Below are 16,601 nucleotides of genomic sequence, written 5' to 3'. Positions count from 1 at the left end.
ATGGATCAACTGCTCGTGACAACCTTCGAGAGTTCCTTTGAGGAATTGGAGCCCAGATTCGCCGCATTGGAGCGCCGCCTGCTGCGCTCTGTTGTGAAGACGGAGTTCGAGCAGCGGGAAGTCCGGCGGCGTATCGCCGAGGCGCTCTTCACTGAAGCATTCGGGCGCAACTGTCCATGGCCGGTCTTTGGTTGCACCCTGCGGCGCATCCAACGATTGGGCTACACGGACGTCGAGCGCCGTTACCACGTGGCATGCCTGTACGCGCAGTGGTGCGGGGAGCATCCGGAACACGATGCTCGAGAGGCTCGTCGCTTGTTGGATGAAGCCGAGCGGCGCATCCGCCGCCTTCCACGCGGAAACACGCGCCGTGAGGAGTTGCTGGCACGTCTGCTGGCGCTCCGGGCCCGGACCGGTTTCCAGTCCGGGCCTGGGGCCTAATGCATCTGCGGCTGCTGGCGAGCGGGGCCGAAGGTCGGGCGGTTGAAGAAGCCGCTCAGGTGCGCCACGCGGAACTTCGGGTCCGTCTTGTCCGCGGGCAGGATGGACAGGCCCGCGCCCAGCAGGCCCAGCCGCTTCACGAACTCCGGCTCGGCGCGCAGCTTGAAGTCCATGTCCGGCTGGCTCACGTCCAGCCGCTGGCCCAGCTTCACCGTGCCCGAGCCCTGGATCTCCAGGTCCTCGCTCTTGGCCTGCAAGGCCTCCACGGTGCCCTGGCCCTTCTCGATCTTGATGCGCGCGTCGATGTCACCCAGCGCGATCTTCGGCAGGTCCATGGGCGTGGGCTGGCCGTACATGGGCACGGTGATGTTGCCGCCCTGGATGAGCAGTCCCTTCGAGTCCAGCGTGAGCTGGCCGTTGGCCTGGCTCAGGTCCGGCTGCCCCCGCGTCTTCGGCAGGGTGAGGTTGAGCGAGCCGTTGAGCTTGCCCGTCAGGTCCATCCCGCTGAATCCCTTGAGGTTGCCCCCCGAGGGATCCAGGTCCGACAGCTTCACCGACACCTGCACGTCGCTCAGCCCGCCCACGTTGCCGCTGATGCTGCCGCCCAGCAGCCCCGCGTGGAAGGCCACCCCCAGGGGCAGCAGCGAGGGCCGCACCGCCACCGAGTCGATGTTCAGCGGCTCACCCAGCTCCTCGGGACCGGGCAGCATGGACGCGTTGCTGGCGAGCATGCCGTGCAGCTCGGGCGTCATCCCGTTGGGCACCTTGCTGATGCGCACCTGGGTGGCCGTCAGTCCGCGCAGCCCCGGCCTCAGTGAGCCGATGCGCAGCGCGTACCCCGCGTCCGCCGCCGCGTCCACGGCGCGCCGCCGCAGCGTGTCGTACGGGAAGGTGAGGAACAGACACAACACGAAGGCCACGAGCGAGAAAGCACCGTAGCCAAGAGCGAGCTTCCAGCGGGCGATCTTGGTCTCTGCGGCCATGGTCATTGCTTCATCTTGTAGGTGGCGACGGTCGTCCACGCCGTCAGGGTTTCGGTGGCGTCATGCGGCTCGAGGCGCAGGCTCTTCACCTTCACCACGCCCGGGCCGCGCTCCACCATCGACAGGAAGTCATGCAGCTTGCGCAGGTCCACGTCGGTGAACGTCAGCTCCACCGAGCTCTCGACGATCTTCCCATCCCCGATGCCCACGTCGTTCTTGGGCGTCATGTTGGGCACGGTCAGCCCCGCCTGCGTGGCCTTCTCCTCGACGTAGCTCATCAGCCGCACGTTGTTGCCCGTGAGCTGCTGCTCCACCATCTGCCGCTCCTGGGTGGCCTCGCGGTAGCTGGCCGCCAGCGCCTGCACCTCGCGCAGCTTCGCCATCTTCTGGTCCGTGCGCTTGCGGTAGCCGTCCGCGCTGTTCGAGAAGGAGAAGAGGATGATGAAGAGCACGAAGGCCAGCACCGCGCCCCCGGTCCCCAGCACCATCTGGCGCTCCCGGGTGCTCAGCCGCTCGAACCAGGCCCGGGCGTCGTTGAGGAGTCCTCGAATCTTTTCCATGTCCTAGCCCTCCCCGCCCTGCGGCTGCTCGGGGCACTGCACCTGGATGTCCAGGCGGAACGTGACCTTGTTGCCGTCCCGAGTCTTCTCCACCTTGCCCTCCTTCACTTCCTTGAAGCAGCGGTGGCCCTTGAGTGCCGCGGCGATGGTGTCGATCTGCTTGGAGCTGTCCGTGAGGCCGCGCACGGTGATGCGCTCGAGGTCGATGTCGATGCGGTCGAACGTCACCGGCACATCCGCCGGCACCCGCTGCGTCATCTCCGCCAGCAGGTTGACGGCCGACAGCTTGGGCAGCGCCGCGGCGGGGCTCTCCACGCCCTTGAGCCGGTTGAGCGCGATGTCGTAGTTCTTCTCGCACGCGCCGAGGATGCGCTGGGTGACGTCGCACAGCACGGCGTCCACCTGGGCCTCGCGCCGCGCCAGCACCGAGTTGCGCACCACGCCGCTGGCGATCAGCAGCAGGAGCAGGGTGGCGGCGAACGAGGCCAGCAGCCCGAGCTTGTCCTTCACGTAGTCGTAGTCGCCCTTGAAGGCGAACTCGCCCCGGCGCAGGTTGAAGCGCGGTGCCTTGGCGCCCGTGGCCTGGCCGCGCAGCGCGAGCGAGTACGCCTGCATCACCGCGGGCTGATCCGAGGCGGGCACCGTGGCCGAGGCCTCCTGCGGCAGCGCCAGCACGCGCGTGGGCAGCCCGAGGTCCTTGCCCAGCTGCTCGGCGATGCCCGGCATGCGCGCCGTCCCACCGCACAGCAGCACGGCGCCCACCTGCCGGCGGGTGCGCGCGGTGAAGGACTTGAAGGACGGACGCAGCTCGCGCAGCACCGGCTGCAGGCCGCGCACGAAGGCCGCCGCGGCGCGCTCACCGTCCGGCCCCTGGGCCTGGGCGGCGCTCGCCAGCGCTCCGTGCGTCTCCTTCCAGTGGTGCGCCTCCGGCAGTGCCGTCTGGAACTCGGTGGCCAGCGCGCGGCTGAGGTTCAACCCGCCGCCGGAGAAGGTGCGCGCGAACTCCACGCCCACCCCGGGCCGGCCAATGGCCAGCGTCGTGCGCTCGTGGCCGATGTCCACGATGGCCACCGCCTCCGCGTCGATGCCCGCGAAGAGGCCCGGCTGCTGCAGCAGCATGTTCTGGTAGGTGATGCCCGGGTGGGTCACCACGCGCGGGTCCACCCCCGCCTCCTGCATCAGCCCCAGCAGCGACGCCAGCTCCTCGCGGCGCACCACGCCCACCAGCAGCTCGCTGCCCTTGTCCTTCACCTGCGAGGCCACCTGGTAGTCGAAGACGGCCTCGCCCAGGTCGAAGGGAATCTGGCTCTCCACCTCGAAGGGGATGGTGGCTTCAATCCGCTTGGGGTCGCTGAAGGGCAGGGCGAGCTGGTGCGTGGCAAGCGACGGGCCGGGCAGCGCCACCACCACCTGATCCGCGTGCTGCAGCTCCGGGCGCGCGAGCAGCTCGCGCAGCGCCGCGCGCAGCGTCTCCTGACGATCTCCCTCCGCCGCGCGGCGCACCTCGGCCCAGGCCTTCACGGTCGAGCTTCGTACGTTCGCGTCGAGCAGCAACCCCTTCACGGAGTGACTGCCCAGGTCCAGACCAAGAATCCGGGCCATTCGTTATTCCTCTCTCCAGTACAGGAGCTTGCCCAGCCCGTCGTCGAGCCGGACCACGGCGGTGATGGTCTTCTGGACCGAACCCGCCTCTCCTACGGACTTGATGGTGAAGGTGGTGCTCTTGTCACCCAGCAGCCGGTTGCCGGCCACGTTCGCCTTGAGCGCTGGGTTGACGGCGATGCCCGCGGTCTCGATGGCGCTCACGAAGTCCGCCACGCTCGTGCCGAAGAAGCTGAAGGCGCGCGCCGAGCGGATGCGGGTGATGAGCTCCTGGACGAAGACCGGATCCTTCAAGCGCGGGTCCGGACGCGCCGGATCCGCCGCAGACAGGATGGCCATGTACATCATCATCGGGTCATCCGTGTTGACGTTGGGCTTGGAGTTGACGTCCGGGTACACCGTGAGCCGGTCCCGGAAGGCCGCCATGAAGCGGTCGTTCACCCCGTGAATGCGGTACAGCTCGTCCATGCTGTCGAAGCGGGCGTTCTTCGGCTCATAGCGCGGCTCGTAGCGGCTATAGTCCGAGCCCTCGTCGGAGAAGCCATTGGCGAACGGGCCGACCGCGTTGGTGAGGTCGAGCCCGGACTTCATCTTGTCCTCGTCGATCCAATCCTTGATGGCGATGACGACGTCCCGCGGGTTGGCGCGAACGCGATTGGCGTCCTCGCGCGAGAACAGGAACTCGAAGCGCTTGTCCTCGAGCAGGTCCACCAGCCGCATTACGGTGGGCAGTGCATCGCCGCTGCCCGCATTGAGACGGTTGAGGTTGAGCTTCTCTTCCTCGTCGGAGATGGTGGAGAGGAAGCAGCCGGAGAAGCTGCCGAAGGAGCGCTTCGCCGAAGTCCCCAGGGACAGCTCGGGCTCCACCGCGTCGTCCTCGTGGAGCGTGGGGGCGGGCGCGGCCTCCTCCTCGCCGTCCGCCCCACCCGCGGGCACCAGGCCCTTGAGCATGTGGCAGTCCACGCGCGCCAGCTTCCACAGCTGGATGTTGAGCGTGGAGGCCGGCTGCTGGCCGCCCGCCGCCCCTCCGGTGAGCTGCCGGGCCAGGTCCCCGATGTTGGGGATGGGCGTCTGGTCCACCTGCTTCTGGAAGCGCAGCAGCAGGCGCGAGAGCGCCACGCCGGAGCGGGCCATGTACATGGCCTGCACCTCGTCGCGCTGGTTGGCCGCCAGCTGCAGGTCCACGCGGGTGTTGTAGGCGAACTCCGTGGCCACGACGGTGAGGATCGTGATGGCCACCACCGCGATGATGAGCGCCACGCCCCGCCGGCGGCGGTTGGCCCGGGCGTCGCGGCGGGCATCTCCCCGCCGGGCCTCTGTGTGCTGGGGGCTCGTCATGTCAGTACCTGGGAAGCTCCGTGTTGAGCATCACACGGGTCTGGGTGGTGTAGCGCGCTTCCTTGCCATTCTCGTCGAGCGCCACCAGGGTGATGCGAACACGCGTGGGGAGCTTGGACTTCAACTCCGTGCGGCGCGTGTCCCACTCGTCCCGCCACTCCTTCCGCTCGGAGTCCCAGTAGGAGAGCTCCAGCTTCTTCACTCCCTCGAAGAGCACGTCCGTGGTTCCGCCGCGATCCATTCGGCCTTCAACATTCGGATTCTCGCGGCGCATCAAATCCATGCGGCCGTTGGCCCCTCGTTCCGAGGACGTCTGGACGGAGTACTCCACGATCGCCTGGTCGGACTCCTTGGCATCCGTGTACAGCCGCTGATGCGCGAAGGTGGTGAAGGTCAGCTTGTCCTCTTCGCCGATGAAGTTGGTGGGCCGGTCGTTCTGATCGCGGTAGCGCTGGGCGTCGTAGCGATCGCTCACGTACGCGGAGCCGATCTCCCGCGCCATGCGGTTCATCGCCGTGCGCAGCATGCGGTAGTGGTCGGCCTCTTCCTCCACCACTTCCTTGGCGTGGAAGCCCGTCTGGAAGGCCATGCCCACCATCGCGCCCATGAGGGCGGTGATGGCCACGGCGATCATGACCTCCATCAGCGTGAAGCCACGACGCATCGTCCGCCTCATCGCGTCAACCTCCCGGGAGTGCCCAGCAGGCCACCGCCCGGCACCACGCCGCCCGTGCCACCGCCGCGCTGCTGGAGGTAGTCCGAGCGCCGCATCAGCGGCTGGCCGGTCTGCGGGTTCATCATCTGGCCATTGGCGCCGGGCGTGCCCTGCACGATGAAGCCGGTGGCGGGGTCCACCCACTGGTTGGTCATGTCCTGGGACTGCGTGCCGTTGTTGGGCGAGAAGCCACCGTTGCGATCCGAGCCGGGGCCCAGCGACACCACGTGGGTGACCAGGTCCAGGCTCTCCACCTGCGTGCCTTCCTTCCAGTACACGGTCAGGTGCACCTCGCGGACCGTCTGGGTGATCTGCTGCACCATCTGCGTGAACATGGGCTGGGCCATGCCCATCATGGCGCCCGCCATGGGGTTGGCGGTCGTCGTGGAGGAGCCGCTCTTGGCGTCCTTGCCTCCGCCGCCGCCGAACATGGAGGCGATGCCACTGAGATCTCCTCCCTCGCCGATGGGCAGGTTGAAGATGGCGCCGATGAGCTGCTCCGGCGACACGCCCTCGGTTCGCGGGGCGATGATCTTCGCCCGCCACTTGAAGCTGCCCCAACCCTCCTGGGAGAAGTCGCCGGACTCCTCCTGGTCGTCGTTGGAGAAGCCCTCGTCGTAGAGCTTCTGCTCCATGTCCGTCATCTTCGAGCGGGCCAGGAGCGTCGCCACGGTGAGCTTCTTGGCGTAGGCGTGGTTGGACACCGCGCCGGAGTTGATGTCGAAGATGGCCATGAGCGCCAGCGCCAGGATGGCGAGCGCCACGACCGTCTCCAACAGGGTGAAGCCACGGGAGCGTCTCATGACTTGGGCACCTCCAGCGCCTCGCCAGCGATGTCGACCTTACCGGTCAGCGGTGACACGGCGAGCGTCCAGACATTCTCACCCTGGCGCACGTAGACGTGGGCCTTCTCCGTGAAGCCCTGGGGGAAGAAGTAGAGGTAGGCCACACCCTTGTCGGCGGGCTCGCGCTGGTGGCGCGTCCACACGGAGATGGTGACGCCCTGGGGCAGCTCGCGCGGCCGGACCTCCTCGGCGGTGAAGGCGGAGAAGCGCGCGGCGTTCTCCACGCGGCCCTCCTCCTGGGCGAGCAGCTCGTCCAGTCCCGGCTGGTCATCGCTGCCGCGGGTGTAGTTGCGGCGCGTGTCACTCCGGCCCTTGTTGCGCTTGTCGTCCTCGCGCGCCCGGTCCTCCTCGCGCAGCAGCGCGTCGCGGTCGCGGGCCGTGGTGACGTTCCCCGCGGCGCACTCGGCGTGGTAGCGCGTGGTGCCACCCTCGCCCTTGGGGTCGGCCAGCTCGAAGACGAGCCGGCACGTCTTCCCGCTGAGCGCGGCGGTGTCGTACAGCGAGCGGATGACACCGGCCAGCTCGCTGGCGGAGGCCTTGGCCTTGGCCCCGGTGATGGCACCGACAGAGACGGTGACGGCGGCGAACAACACCGCGGCGATACCGAGCGCGATGGACACCTCGATGAGCGTCAATCCGCGCTCGCGCGCCCTGCGCTGGGCGAGGGTGCTCATGGGTGCTCTCCCTTGGCCGCCTCCTGCTGCTCGGGCGTCCCCACGATGGCGTTGTTCAGCACGCCACCGCTGATGAGGTCCGCGGCGTCGCCGCTGCCACCCGGCAGCCCGTCCGAGCCGTAGGACATGATGTAGCCCTTCCCCTCGTCGGACATCCGGTACTGATACGGACGCCCCCAGGGATCGTTCGGCACTTCCTTGAGCAGCCCCACCTGGAGCAGCGGATAGAAGTTCTCCGCCTGGGAGGGGAAGCGCCCGGTGATGCGGTGGAAGGACTTGAAGTAGCCCTCCAGCCCGCGGATCTCCGCGCGCGCCTGCCGCTGCAGGGGGCTGAGCGACTTGTCGAACGTGAGGGCGGCGATGCCGAAGGCCCCCGCGGTGGCCAGGACGATGACCCCGGCGACGATGACCTGCCCCACGCGGGACGGGCGCTCCGGCGCTCCGGTCTGCTGCTGGGTGGGTGCGTGCTCGTGGCTCATGGTCGTTTCCTGTTCCTGCCTGGCGCGGGGGCCGGTTCGCTTCCTTGCTACTTCTGGGCCGCGGCGTCCTTCGAGGAGATGTCCGAGTCCGGACCCTCGCCGCCCTGCGTGCCGTCGGCGCCGTAGGAGATGATGACGGGCTTGCCGCCCTCGTTCATGTACACGTACTCGTGGCCCCAGGGATCCTGGGGAATCTTCTCCAGGTTCTGCGTCTCCACGAGGGCGCGCAGGCCGGTGCCCGTGTCGGGGTACTTGCCCTTCTTCGTGTAGTAGAGCTTCAGGGCGTTGTGGATGTTGGCGATGTCCAGGCGGGCCGTGTCCTGCTTGGCCTCGTCGAGCTTGGGAATCACCGCCACGCCCACCGCGGCCATGATGAGGCCGAGGATGGTGATGACGACCATGATCTCGATGAGGGTCATGCCGCGGCGGCGGCGCTGCTGCTTCGTCTTCTTGTCGCTCATGTCTTTCCTCTCGTGACTTTTCGGCAAGCCACCGGGCTGTTAACGCGTTGTTCCTGTCAAAATGTCCGGAGACGGGCTGCTGGCCGACGTACCGGCCTTGGAGTCGGCGGCGTACAGGGCCACCCCCACGGTGAGCAGCGTCGCCGTGAGGGCGAGCAGCGCCGCGAGGGTGACGCGCTGAATCCACCGGTCGAGCGTGTCGTTCATCAAGGTGTCTCCGTCACCGGATGGCCGAGTTCACCTGCAGAATCGGCATCAGGACCGAGAACGCCACGAATGCAATCACCACGCCCATCATCACGGTGAGGATGGGCTCGAGCATGGAGGTGAGGGCGCCAATGCGCACGTTCACCTGGTTCTCGTAGCTGTCCGCCACGGACAGCAGCATGTCCTCCAGCTGACCGGAGCGCTCTCCAATGGCGACCATGTGGTAGACGAGCGGAGGGAACTCACCCGAGCGCTTGAGGGGGGAGGCGATGCTCTCACCCTCGCGCACGGCGTCGCGGGCCTTCTCCACCACGTCGGACAGCACCGAGTTGGTCACCACCGCCTTGGTGATGTCCATGGCCGTCAGCAGGGGCACGCCGCTCTTGAGGAGCGTGGCGAGCGTGCGGGCGAAGCGCGAGATGGCCAGCAGGCGCAGCAGGCCGCCGAAGATGGGGGCCTTGAGGGCGAAGCGGTCCCACACGGGCTTGCCCTTCGGGCTGCGGAAGTAGGACGTCAGCGCGAAGATGGTGACGCCCAGCACCGGGAAGATGATGAACCACCAGTTCTGCAGGAAGGTGCTCACCCAGATGAGGATGCGGGTGGTGATGGGCAGGGTGGCCTTCATCGTGGTGAAGATCTTCGTGACCTTCGGGATGACGACCACCATCAGCATGGTGAGGATGCCCGCGCCCACCAGCATCATGATGGCGGGGTAGGTCATCGTGCCGATGATCTTCTGCTGCAGCTTGGACTGGCTCTCGGTGAAGTCCGCCAGGCGCAGCAGCACCGTGTCGAGCGCGCCCGAGTGCTCGCCCGCGCGAATCATGTTCACGTAGAGCGAGCCGAACACCTTCTGGTGCACCCCGAGCGCGTCCGCCAGGGACGCGCCCTCGTTCACCCGGCCCTTCACGTCCGAGAGGATGATTTTGAGCCGCTCCTTCTCGACCTGGTCCACCAGGGCGGTGAGGGACTCGACGAGCGTCACGCCCGCGCCCAGCAGCGTGGCGAGCTGACGCGTGGTGATGGCGATGTCGTCGGTGGTGATGCGGCCGCGGGCCAGCTTGCCGAAGTTCACCTCGCGGTTGGCCTGGGCCGCGTTGGCGCCCTTGCGCACGCCCGCCCGGCCGCCCTCGGCCTGGCCGATGACCTCCGTCAGGAACTTGCCGTCCTTGCGCAGCTGCGAGCGCAAGGTCTTCGGCGAGTCCGCTTCCAACATTCCACGGATGGGTTTTCCGGCCTGATCAAGGGCCTTGTACTCGAAGACTGGCATGGTGGGTCGCGGAGTAAAACCGCACCCCGAGCCTCTCCCTTCCGGGAGAGGGGGGGCGGCAGTTCTTTAGAGGTCTTCCTGGGTGATGCTGAGGACTTCGGCGATGGTGGTCTCGCCCAGGGCGATCTTGCGTGCACCGTCGTCCAGCAGCGTGCGCATGCCGTTGGACATGGCGGCCTTCTTGATGGTGGAGGAGTCCACGTTCTTCAGGGCGAGCTGGCGCACGCTGTCATCCACCAGCAGCAGCTCGTAGATACCGGTGCGGCCGCGATAGCCGTTCTGGTTGCACGAGGGGCAGCCAGTGGCCTTGTAGATCTTCTCCAGCCCGTAGCGCTCCTTGAGCTGCGCGCGGTTGAGGCCGATCTCCTTGAGCTCCTCGTCCGTGGGCGTGTACTGCACGCGGCAGTCCGGGCACACGCGGCGCACGAGGCGCTGGGCGAGCACGGCCGTGAGCGAGGAGGCCACGAGGAAGGGCTCCACGCCCATGTCCACCAGACGGGTGATGGCGCTGGCCGCGTCGTTGGTGTGCACCGTGGAGAACACCAGGTGGCCCGTCAGCGATGCCTGGATGGCGATTTCCGCCGTCTCCTTGTCGCGGATTTCGCCCACCATGATGACGTCCGGATCCTGGCGGAGGAAGGAGCGCAGGCCCTGGGCGAAGGTGAGGCCGATCTTCGGGCTGATGGCCATCTGGCCAATGCCCTTGAGCTGGTACTCCACCGGATCCTCGACGGTGAGGATGTTGAGGTCCGGGGTGTTGATGCGCGAGAGCGCGCCGTAGAGCGTGGTCGTCTTGCCGCTACCGGTGGGGCCCGTCACCAGGATGATGCCGTGCGGGCGGCGGATGACGTGCTCCATCTGCTCGAGCATCTGGGAAGCCATGCCCAGCTCGGTCAGATCCAGCAGCGTGGTGTTCTTGTCCAGCAAGCGCATGACGATGCGCTCCCCGTAGGTGGTGGGGATGGTGGACAGACGGATGTCGATGTCGCGGCCGGCCAGCTTGATGCGGATGCGGCCGTCCTGGGGCAGGCGCTTCTCCGCGATGTTGAGCTGGCCCATGACCTTCACGCGGCCGACGATGGCGTTCTGGTAGCGCTTGGGCGGCTTGATGATCTCCTGCAGCACGCCGTCGATGCGGAAGCGCACCAGCAGCTCGCGCTCCATGGGCTCGATGTGGATGTCGCTGGCGCGCTCCTTGGCGGCGCGGAAGAGCACGGAGTTGATGAGGCGGATGATGGGCGCCTCGTCACCCTCGTCGGCGAGCAGGTCCTTGACCTCCTCGATTTCCTGGGCGAGCGAGTCCAGGTCCTGCGCCTCCAGCTCGTCCACCAGCTGCTCGGCCTCGTTGGTCGCGCGGTCGTAGACGCTGTTGATGGCGTCCACGACGGTGGAGGCGAGCGCGATGCGCGGATTCACGTCCCGGCCCAGCAGCATCCGCGCGTGGTCCAGCACGGTGGTGTCCAGGGGATCCGCCACCGCCAGGGCCACCACGTCCCCCTCCACGGACAGCGGGAGGATCTTCGCCTGCTTGGCGAAGTTGATGGGCACGCGCTTGATGAGCTCGGCGTCCACCTCCTCGAGGAAGATGCGCGCCAGGTACGGCAGATCGAGCTGGAGGCCGAGCGCCTTGGCCACGTCCTCCTCGCCGATGGCCTTCAGGCCCACCAGCACCTCACCCAGCCGGCCACCCTTCTCGGCCTGGAGCTGGAGGGCCTCCTGGAGCTTCTCCTCCGTGAGGCCGCTCGTGTGGCGGAGGATCTCCCCCAGCGGCCGGCCGCACAGATAGGCGGGACCATGGGAGACGACCTGGGTGGCGTCGGTCGCGGGCTTGGCGAGGGGGGCGTCAGCGAGCAGGCTCATGTCTATCTCTCGTCCCCGGTGTCAGGCTGGATACGCAGGCGCTCCTGGTCCTCCGGAGGAGGCGCAGACGGAGGCGGCTGCACGGGGACCGGCCCCTCCGATGGCGCTGGAGTCAAGGAACCCCCCGTGGACGGCGGGACTTCCCCACTCCGGGGCGCTGGCTGCGAGGGAGCAGGCGAGGGGCTGGCCGGCTTCACGACGCGCTCGCCCGGCTGCCCGGGGCCGCCGTTCTCCAATTTCTGCTCCTCGGTAAACACCACCTGGCGCATGCGGCTGAGCGGCCCGCTCTTGCGGCTGAAGTCCACCGGCACGTCGTAGCCGGGCACCTGGCCGTAGAACTGCTCCACGAACTGCTGCCGCTCGAGCATCTTGCGCTCGAAGATACGCCGGAAGTCCGACTGCTCACGGATGATGTAGGGCGTGAGGAAGAGCAGCAGGTTCGTCTTCGTCTTGCGGCGGGTGGTATCCCGGAAGAGGTGGCCGAGCAGGGGCACGTCGCCGAGGATGGGCACCTTGGAGACGGACTCGATGGTGCGGTCCTGCATGATGCCGCCGATGACCACCGTCTCCTGGTCCTTCGCGACCACCGTCGTCTTGGCGCTGCGCTTGGCGGTGGTGGGGCCGAGCACGGGGTCCGACGAGGCGATCTCCTCGGTCTGCTCGGTGATGGTGAGGCGGATGAAGTCGCTCTCGTTGATCTGCGGCTTGACGGTGAGCTTGAGCTCCACGTTCTGGCGGGTGATGGGGGCGTAGAGGCTGCCCAGGCCGCCCAGGGCTCCGAGCAGCGACGCGCTGGTGCCCGAGGTGGTGCCCGTGGTGCCGATGCCGGTGCCCAGCGAGGAGGGCGTGAAGCCCGACTGGAAGGGCACGTTCTGGCCCACGGTGATCTCCGCCTCCTCGTTGTCGCTGGTGAGGATGTGCGGGGTGGAGAGCACGTTGGCGTCCGAGCTCTGCTGCAGGGCGTGCAGCACCACGCCGAAGGCGGGGATGTCGATGCCCAGGGCCTTCAGCTCGGGGATGACGGGGCCCTGGAGGCCGGCGAGGAAGCCGCCGTAGCTGGCCAGGCTCGTCAGCGAGAAGGAGGGGGGCGTGCCGCTGCTGGTGTACTTGGTCCCGATGATGCCCGAGCCCTGGCCCAGCGGCGTGCTCAGCGAGTAGCCGGTGTGGAGGTTGAGCCCGAACTGGTTGTTGCGGTCCAGGTTGACCTCCATGATGACCGCCTCGACGAACACCTGGCGCCGCGGCTTGTCCAGCTGGCGGATGACCCGGACGAGGCTGCGGTAGTCGCTCTGGCTGGCGATGATGACGAGCGAGTTGGTGCCCTTGTCCGCGGAGATCTTCACCTCACCGGCGAAGAGCTCGGCCGAGCCGGTGGTGCCGGCGGGACGGGCCGCGCCCGGGGTGGGCTGCGTGGGGATGGGCGGGCGCGGACGGCTGCCCGAGGTGCCCTGCGACAGCGTCTGCAGCGTGCTGGCGATCTCCTCCGCGTTGGCGTTCTCCAGCGGGTAGACGTTGATGCGCTCCGTGCCGGCGGTGGGGATGTCCAGCTCGCGCACCATGCTCTGGATGCGCTCGAAGGCGGCGGGGCTGGCCACCACGATGAGCTTGTTGGTGCGCTCGTCGGGGATGATCTGCGAGAACGTCACCGGCCCACTGGAGCTGCCCTCCGGGCCGCCCGCTTGCATGGGCATGCCCTCTCCGACGGGGCCGCCGGGCACGGGCATCACCGTGGGAGCGCCCGCGCGGCCGCCGGGCCGGCCAGTGCCGCCCTTCTGCTCGAAGAGCTTCTGCACCGTGGCGGCGATGTCCTGGGCGGTGGCGTACTGCACCTGGATGATGCGCACCTCGTCACTGGCCGAGCGCGAGTCGAGCTGATCAATCAGCCGCTCCAGGCGGTGCACGTTGGAGCCCACGTCGTTGATGATGATGATGTCCGGCGGGTACGGGATGGTGTCGCCGTCCTTGGACACCAGCTGCTGCAGCACGCCGCGGAGGGGCTCCACCTCCACGTTCTTGATGCGGAACAGCTTGGTGATCATCTGCTCGTTGGTGGTGTAGGGCCCCTCCTCGCCGATGATCGTGGGGATGGGGTTCTGCTTGGCGGCGCGCTTGTCGACGATCTTCAGGAAGCGCCCGTGCTGGTAGACGGCCAGTCCGTTGGCGTCGAGCGCCGCGAGGAAGGCGGCATAGAACTGGTCCGCGTCCACCTCCACGCGCCCGTTCTCCGGGCCGATGATGGAGATCTTCCCGCGCACGTTCTCCGGGAGGATGAACGTCTTGCAGGTCGCATCCGACACGGTCTGCACCAGCTTCTCGATATCCACCTTGTCGAAGTAGATGCCGTAGCGGGCGCGGCGGCGGACCTCCTCACACGTGGGCGTGGGCCGCACGTTGGCACCCCCCGCCTCGGGGCCGGTGGGTGACTGGGGGGAGATCTGCCGCTCGCCAGCGGCTCCAGCGGGAGTTCCCGCGGGAGGCGACTGACCGGGGCGGCGCTGCGCCAGGGCGGGCGAGCCGAGCGCCAGGCACAGTAGGAGCAACCAGGACGGAAGCGTCTTCATGGAGGGACGGGGTACTGCGGTGGGTTAGCGGATGGTGTAGTTCTTGCGGATGCTCGAGCCGTTGCGCTCCAGCTCGATTTCAATCCGAGAGGCTTCCTTCAGCTTGGTGTAGACCTCGAGGGCCTTCTCCGGGCTGTTGAGTTCGAAGCCGTTGATGCGCTTGATGACGTCGCCGTTCTGGACGCCAATCTTCGAGTAGATGGAGTCCGGGCGGATGGAGAAGAGCTTGAAGCCCTGGGCCTGGCCATCCTTGAAGGCGGGGACGATGCGCGCCTGCATGGCCACGTCGTTGAGGTTGGCCAGCGTGCGGTCGATCTCCGTGCGCGGCACCTCGTAGTCGTTTTCGCTGACGGCTTTGATGCCATTGCCCAGGCCGTTGGGCGGCTGCACGGGCGGGCCGCTGGGCACGGGCGGCGGGGTGTAGGAGGCCACGGGCGTAGCGCCATCTCCCGGCTGGCCGTCGATGAACTCCTTGCGGGAGTTGTTGAGGATGATGACGCGCTCGCGCTCGATGAAGATGACCTCGGCGCCCTGGATGCGGTCGCCCACCATGTACGTGGTGGAGCGCTGGTTGCCCATGTCCAGCACCGAGGCCACGGACCACAGGTTGTCGTTGGCCACCAGGGTGCCCAGCAGCTTCACCCGCAGGCCGCTCTTCACGGGCGCGGCGTTGGGGTCCACGGCCGGAGCGGTGGGCTCGGCCACGACGGGCTCGGGCTCGGGGATCTTCACGCCCGTCAGCTCCGACAGGCGCTTGAGATCCAGCGAGGCCAGCGCCTCCGTGGGCTTCGCCTTCTGCCGTGCCGACACCTCGCCCGAGGGCATGGGAGTGAGGGCGGACTCGACGAACAGGTTCACCGTGCGCGCGGCCAACAGGGCCACGAGCAGGATGAAGACCAGGTTCACGGTCCAGAAGTACTTGCGGAAGAAGAGTTCCATCACGCGTCCAGAGAGGGCCTGCCCGGGATTGAGCAAGCGGGGTGCCACTCACGAAGGGTAGCGGGCAGCCCGACCCTTACAGCCAAGTACTTGAAATCATTCCGGAATAAGCCGGACCGCTGGTGGCAGAAGCGGGCGTCGTGACGGCGTGGGACAAAATGTCAGCGGCCGGGCGGCCGGCATGACGGGCTGTCACTCGGCGGGGGGCGAGCCGGGCCCCTCACCGCCGCCCGAGGCCTCGCGCTCGAGCTTGCGGTAGATGGTGCGCGCCGCGATGCCCAGCAGGCGGGCGGCCAGCGTCTTGTCCCCCTTGGTGTGGCGCAGGGTCTCGTGGATCACCCGGCGCTCCACCTCCTCCATGGGGGTGCCAATGGGGATGACGAGTTGTCCGGCCGAGCCCTGGGGCCCCTTGCGCACGGTCTCGGGCAGGTCGCTGACCTCGAGCACGTCGCTCCGGGCGAGCACCACCGCGCGCTCCACCGCGTGCTCGAGCTCCCGCACGTTGCCCGGCCAGGCGTAGTTCTCCAGGACGGAGAGGGCGTCCGGGGAGAAGCCGCGCAGCACCTTGCCATTCTTGGAGGCGAAGCGGCGCAGGAAGGCGTCGGCCAGCAGGGGGATGTCCTCGCGGCGCGAGGCGAGCGCGGGGATGCGCACCTCCACCACGTTGAGACGGTAGTAGAGGTCCTCGCGGAAGCGGCCCTCGGCCACCTCGCGCTGCAAGTCCTTGTTGGTGGCGGCCACGATGCGGACATCCACCTTGACGGTCTGGGTGCCACCCAGGCGCTCGAGCTCACCCTCCTGGAGCACGCGCAGGAGCTTCACCTGGGCGGACAGGGGCATCTCGCCCACCTCGTCCAGGAAGAGGGTGCCGCCGGTGGCGCGCTCGAAGCGGCCCTCGCGGCGAGCCACCGCGCCAGTGAAGGCGCCGCGCTCCACGCCGAAGAGTTCCGCCTCGAGGATGCTCTCGGGGAGGGCGCCGCAGTTGATGGCGACGAAGGGGCCCTTGGCCCGGTTGGACTGCTCGTGCAGGGCGCGGGCGGCCAGCTCCTTGCCGGTGCCGGACTCGCCCAGCAGCAGCACCGTGGCCGTGGAGGGAGCGGCCTGACGCAGGGTGTCCATCATCGCCCGGAAGGCGGGGGACTGGCCCACCATGGAGCGGCCGCCGGTGCTTCCCATCTCGGCCAGCTTCGCCTTGAGGACGCGGTTCTCCGCGGCCAAGTCGTGTTTCTCCAGCGCCTTCTGCACCGACTTCACCAGCGAGTGGCGCTTGAGGGGCTTGGTGATGAAGTCGTAGGCGCCGTCCTTCATGGCGGCCACGGCCGTCTCCACCGTGCCGTAGGCCGTCATCAGCACCACCTCCACGTCTGGACGGATGGTGCGCGAGGCCTTGAGCAGCTCCTGCCCGTCCATGCCGGGCATCATCAGATCCGTCACCATCACGCTGACCTCGGGCCGGCGCAGCAGATCCAACGCCTCGGTGCCGTTGCTGGCGATGAGCGTCTCCAGGCCCTCGCGCTGGAAGATGCGAGCGACCGAGTCGAGGTTGGCCCGGTCGTCATCGACGACCAGGACGGTGGTGGGCGGTGTCGTCATGGCGCTGGCTACCTTGCAATCCTTATTCCGCGTCCTCGCGGGTAAACGGGTCCGGGTAGAACCACCGGGCGCT

General features: G+C 67.9%; 16 protein-coding genes. 1 reads left to right on the top strand and 15 read right to left on the bottom strand.

Going from position 1 to position 16,601, the window contains the following annotated elements; all coding sequences use genetic code 11:
- Complete coding sequence (locus tag DAT35_RS27780) at positions 1–441, top strand: hypothetical protein (protein ID WP_108070497.1); 441 nt, start codon at positions 1–3, stop codon at positions 439–441.
- Here the strand turns inward: DAT35_RS27780 and gspN are convergent.
- The 15 genes from gspN to DAT35_RS27710 form a co-directional block, all read right to left on the bottom strand.
- The gene (gene gspN, locus DAT35_RS27775) at positions 438–1,424 is read right to left on the bottom strand and encodes a type II secretion system protein GspN (RefSeq protein ID WP_108070495.1); all 987 of its coding nucleotides are present in this window, start codon (positions 1,422–1,424) and stop codon (positions 438–440) included. The two genes, DAT35_RS27780 and gspN, sit on opposite strands and share 4 nt — an antisense overlap.
- Before the next feature lie 2 nt (positions 1,425–1,426).
- On the bottom strand, positions 1,427–1,984 hold the full coding sequence (gene gspM, locus DAT35_RS27770; protein ID WP_108070493.1) for a type II secretion system protein GspM: 558 nt from the start codon (positions 1,982–1,984) through the stop codon (positions 1,427–1,429).
- 3 nt (positions 1,985–1,987) lie between these two features.
- Positions 1,988–3,586 carry a pilus assembly protein PilM gene (gene pilM, locus DAT35_RS27765; RefSeq protein ID WP_108070491.1) on the bottom strand — a complete coding sequence of 533 codons (1,599 nt, stop codon included), beginning with the start codon at positions 3,584–3,586 and terminating at the stop codon, positions 1,988–1,990.
- A gap of 3 nt (positions 3,587–3,589) precedes the next feature.
- Positions 3,590–4,924, bottom strand: coding sequence for a general secretion pathway protein GspK (locus tag DAT35_RS27760; RefSeq protein ID WP_108070489.1), 1,335 nt, complete (start codon positions 4,922–4,924; stop codon positions 3,590–3,592).
- Between the two features lies 1 nt (position 4,925).
- Positions 4,926–5,600: a type II secretion system protein GspJ gene (locus tag DAT35_RS27755; protein ID WP_108070487.1), complete on the bottom strand. Its 675-nt coding sequence runs from the start codon at positions 5,598–5,600 to the stop codon at positions 4,926–4,928.
- On the bottom strand, positions 5,597–6,442 hold the full coding sequence (locus tag DAT35_RS27750) for a prepilin-type N-terminal cleavage/methylation domain-containing protein (protein WP_108070485.1): 846 nt from the start codon (positions 6,440–6,442) through the stop codon (positions 5,597–5,599). The genes DAT35_RS27755 and DAT35_RS27750 overlap by 4 nt, the downstream gene beginning before the upstream one ends.
- The gene (locus tag DAT35_RS27745; RefSeq protein WP_108070483.1) at positions 6,439–7,158 is read right to left on the bottom strand and encodes a Tfp pilus assembly protein FimT/FimU; all 720 of its coding nucleotides are present in this window, start codon (positions 7,156–7,158) and stop codon (positions 6,439–6,441) included. The genes DAT35_RS27750 and DAT35_RS27745 overlap by 4 nt, the downstream gene beginning before the upstream one ends.
- Complete coding sequence (locus DAT35_RS27740; RefSeq protein ID WP_108070481.1) at positions 7,155–7,637, bottom strand: type II secretion system protein GspG; 483 nt, start codon at positions 7,635–7,637, stop codon at positions 7,155–7,157. The genes DAT35_RS27745 and DAT35_RS27740 overlap by 4 nt, the downstream gene beginning before the upstream one ends.
- A gap of 47 nt (positions 7,638–7,684) precedes the next feature.
- On the bottom strand, positions 7,685–8,098 hold the full coding sequence (gspG, locus tag DAT35_RS27735) for a type II secretion system major pseudopilin GspG (protein ID WP_108070479.1): 414 nt from the start codon (positions 8,096–8,098) through the stop codon (positions 7,685–7,687).
- 39 nt (positions 8,099–8,137) lie between these two features.
- Complete coding sequence (locus DAT35_RS60035; RefSeq protein WP_199243015.1) at positions 8,138–8,305, bottom strand: hypothetical protein; 168 nt, start codon at positions 8,303–8,305, stop codon at positions 8,138–8,140.
- 13 nt (positions 8,306–8,318) lie between these two features.
- The gene (gene gspF / locus DAT35_RS27730; RefSeq protein ID WP_108070477.1) at positions 8,319–9,575 is read right to left on the bottom strand and encodes a type II secretion system inner membrane protein GspF; all 1,257 of its coding nucleotides are present in this window, start codon (positions 9,573–9,575) and stop codon (positions 8,319–8,321) included.
- Between the two features lie 66 nt (positions 9,576–9,641).
- Entirely contained in the window at positions 9,642–11,435 is a 1,794-nt protein-coding gene (gene gspE / locus DAT35_RS27725) for a type II secretion system ATPase GspE (protein WP_108070475.1), read from the bottom strand.
- Positions 11,436–11,437: 2 nt separating this feature from the next.
- Complete coding sequence (gene gspD / locus DAT35_RS27720) at positions 11,438–13,996, bottom strand: type II secretion system secretin GspD (RefSeq protein ID WP_108070473.1); 2,559 nt, start codon at positions 13,994–13,996, stop codon at positions 11,438–11,440.
- A gap of 24 nt (positions 13,997–14,020) precedes the next feature.
- Complete coding sequence (gene gspC, locus DAT35_RS27715) at positions 14,021–14,935, bottom strand: type II secretion system protein GspC (RefSeq protein WP_108070472.1); 915 nt, start codon at positions 14,933–14,935, stop codon at positions 14,021–14,023.
- A 192-nt stretch (positions 14,936–15,127) separates the two neighbouring features.
- Positions 15,128–16,528: a sigma-54 dependent transcriptional regulator gene (locus tag DAT35_RS27710; RefSeq protein WP_108070470.1), complete on the bottom strand. Its 1,401-nt coding sequence runs from the start codon at positions 16,526–16,528 to the stop codon at positions 15,128–15,130.
- Positions 16,529–16,601: the final 73 nt, after the last annotated feature.

It is taken from the genome of Vitiosangium sp. GDMCC 1.1324, assembly GCF_003044305.1.
In the GTDB taxonomy this organism is placed as follows: domain Bacteria; phylum Myxococcota; class Myxococcia; order Myxococcales; family Myxococcaceae; genus Archangium.
Note: the sequence above shows the minus strand (reverse complement) of the source record. Positions and strands in the feature narration are given on the sequence as shown.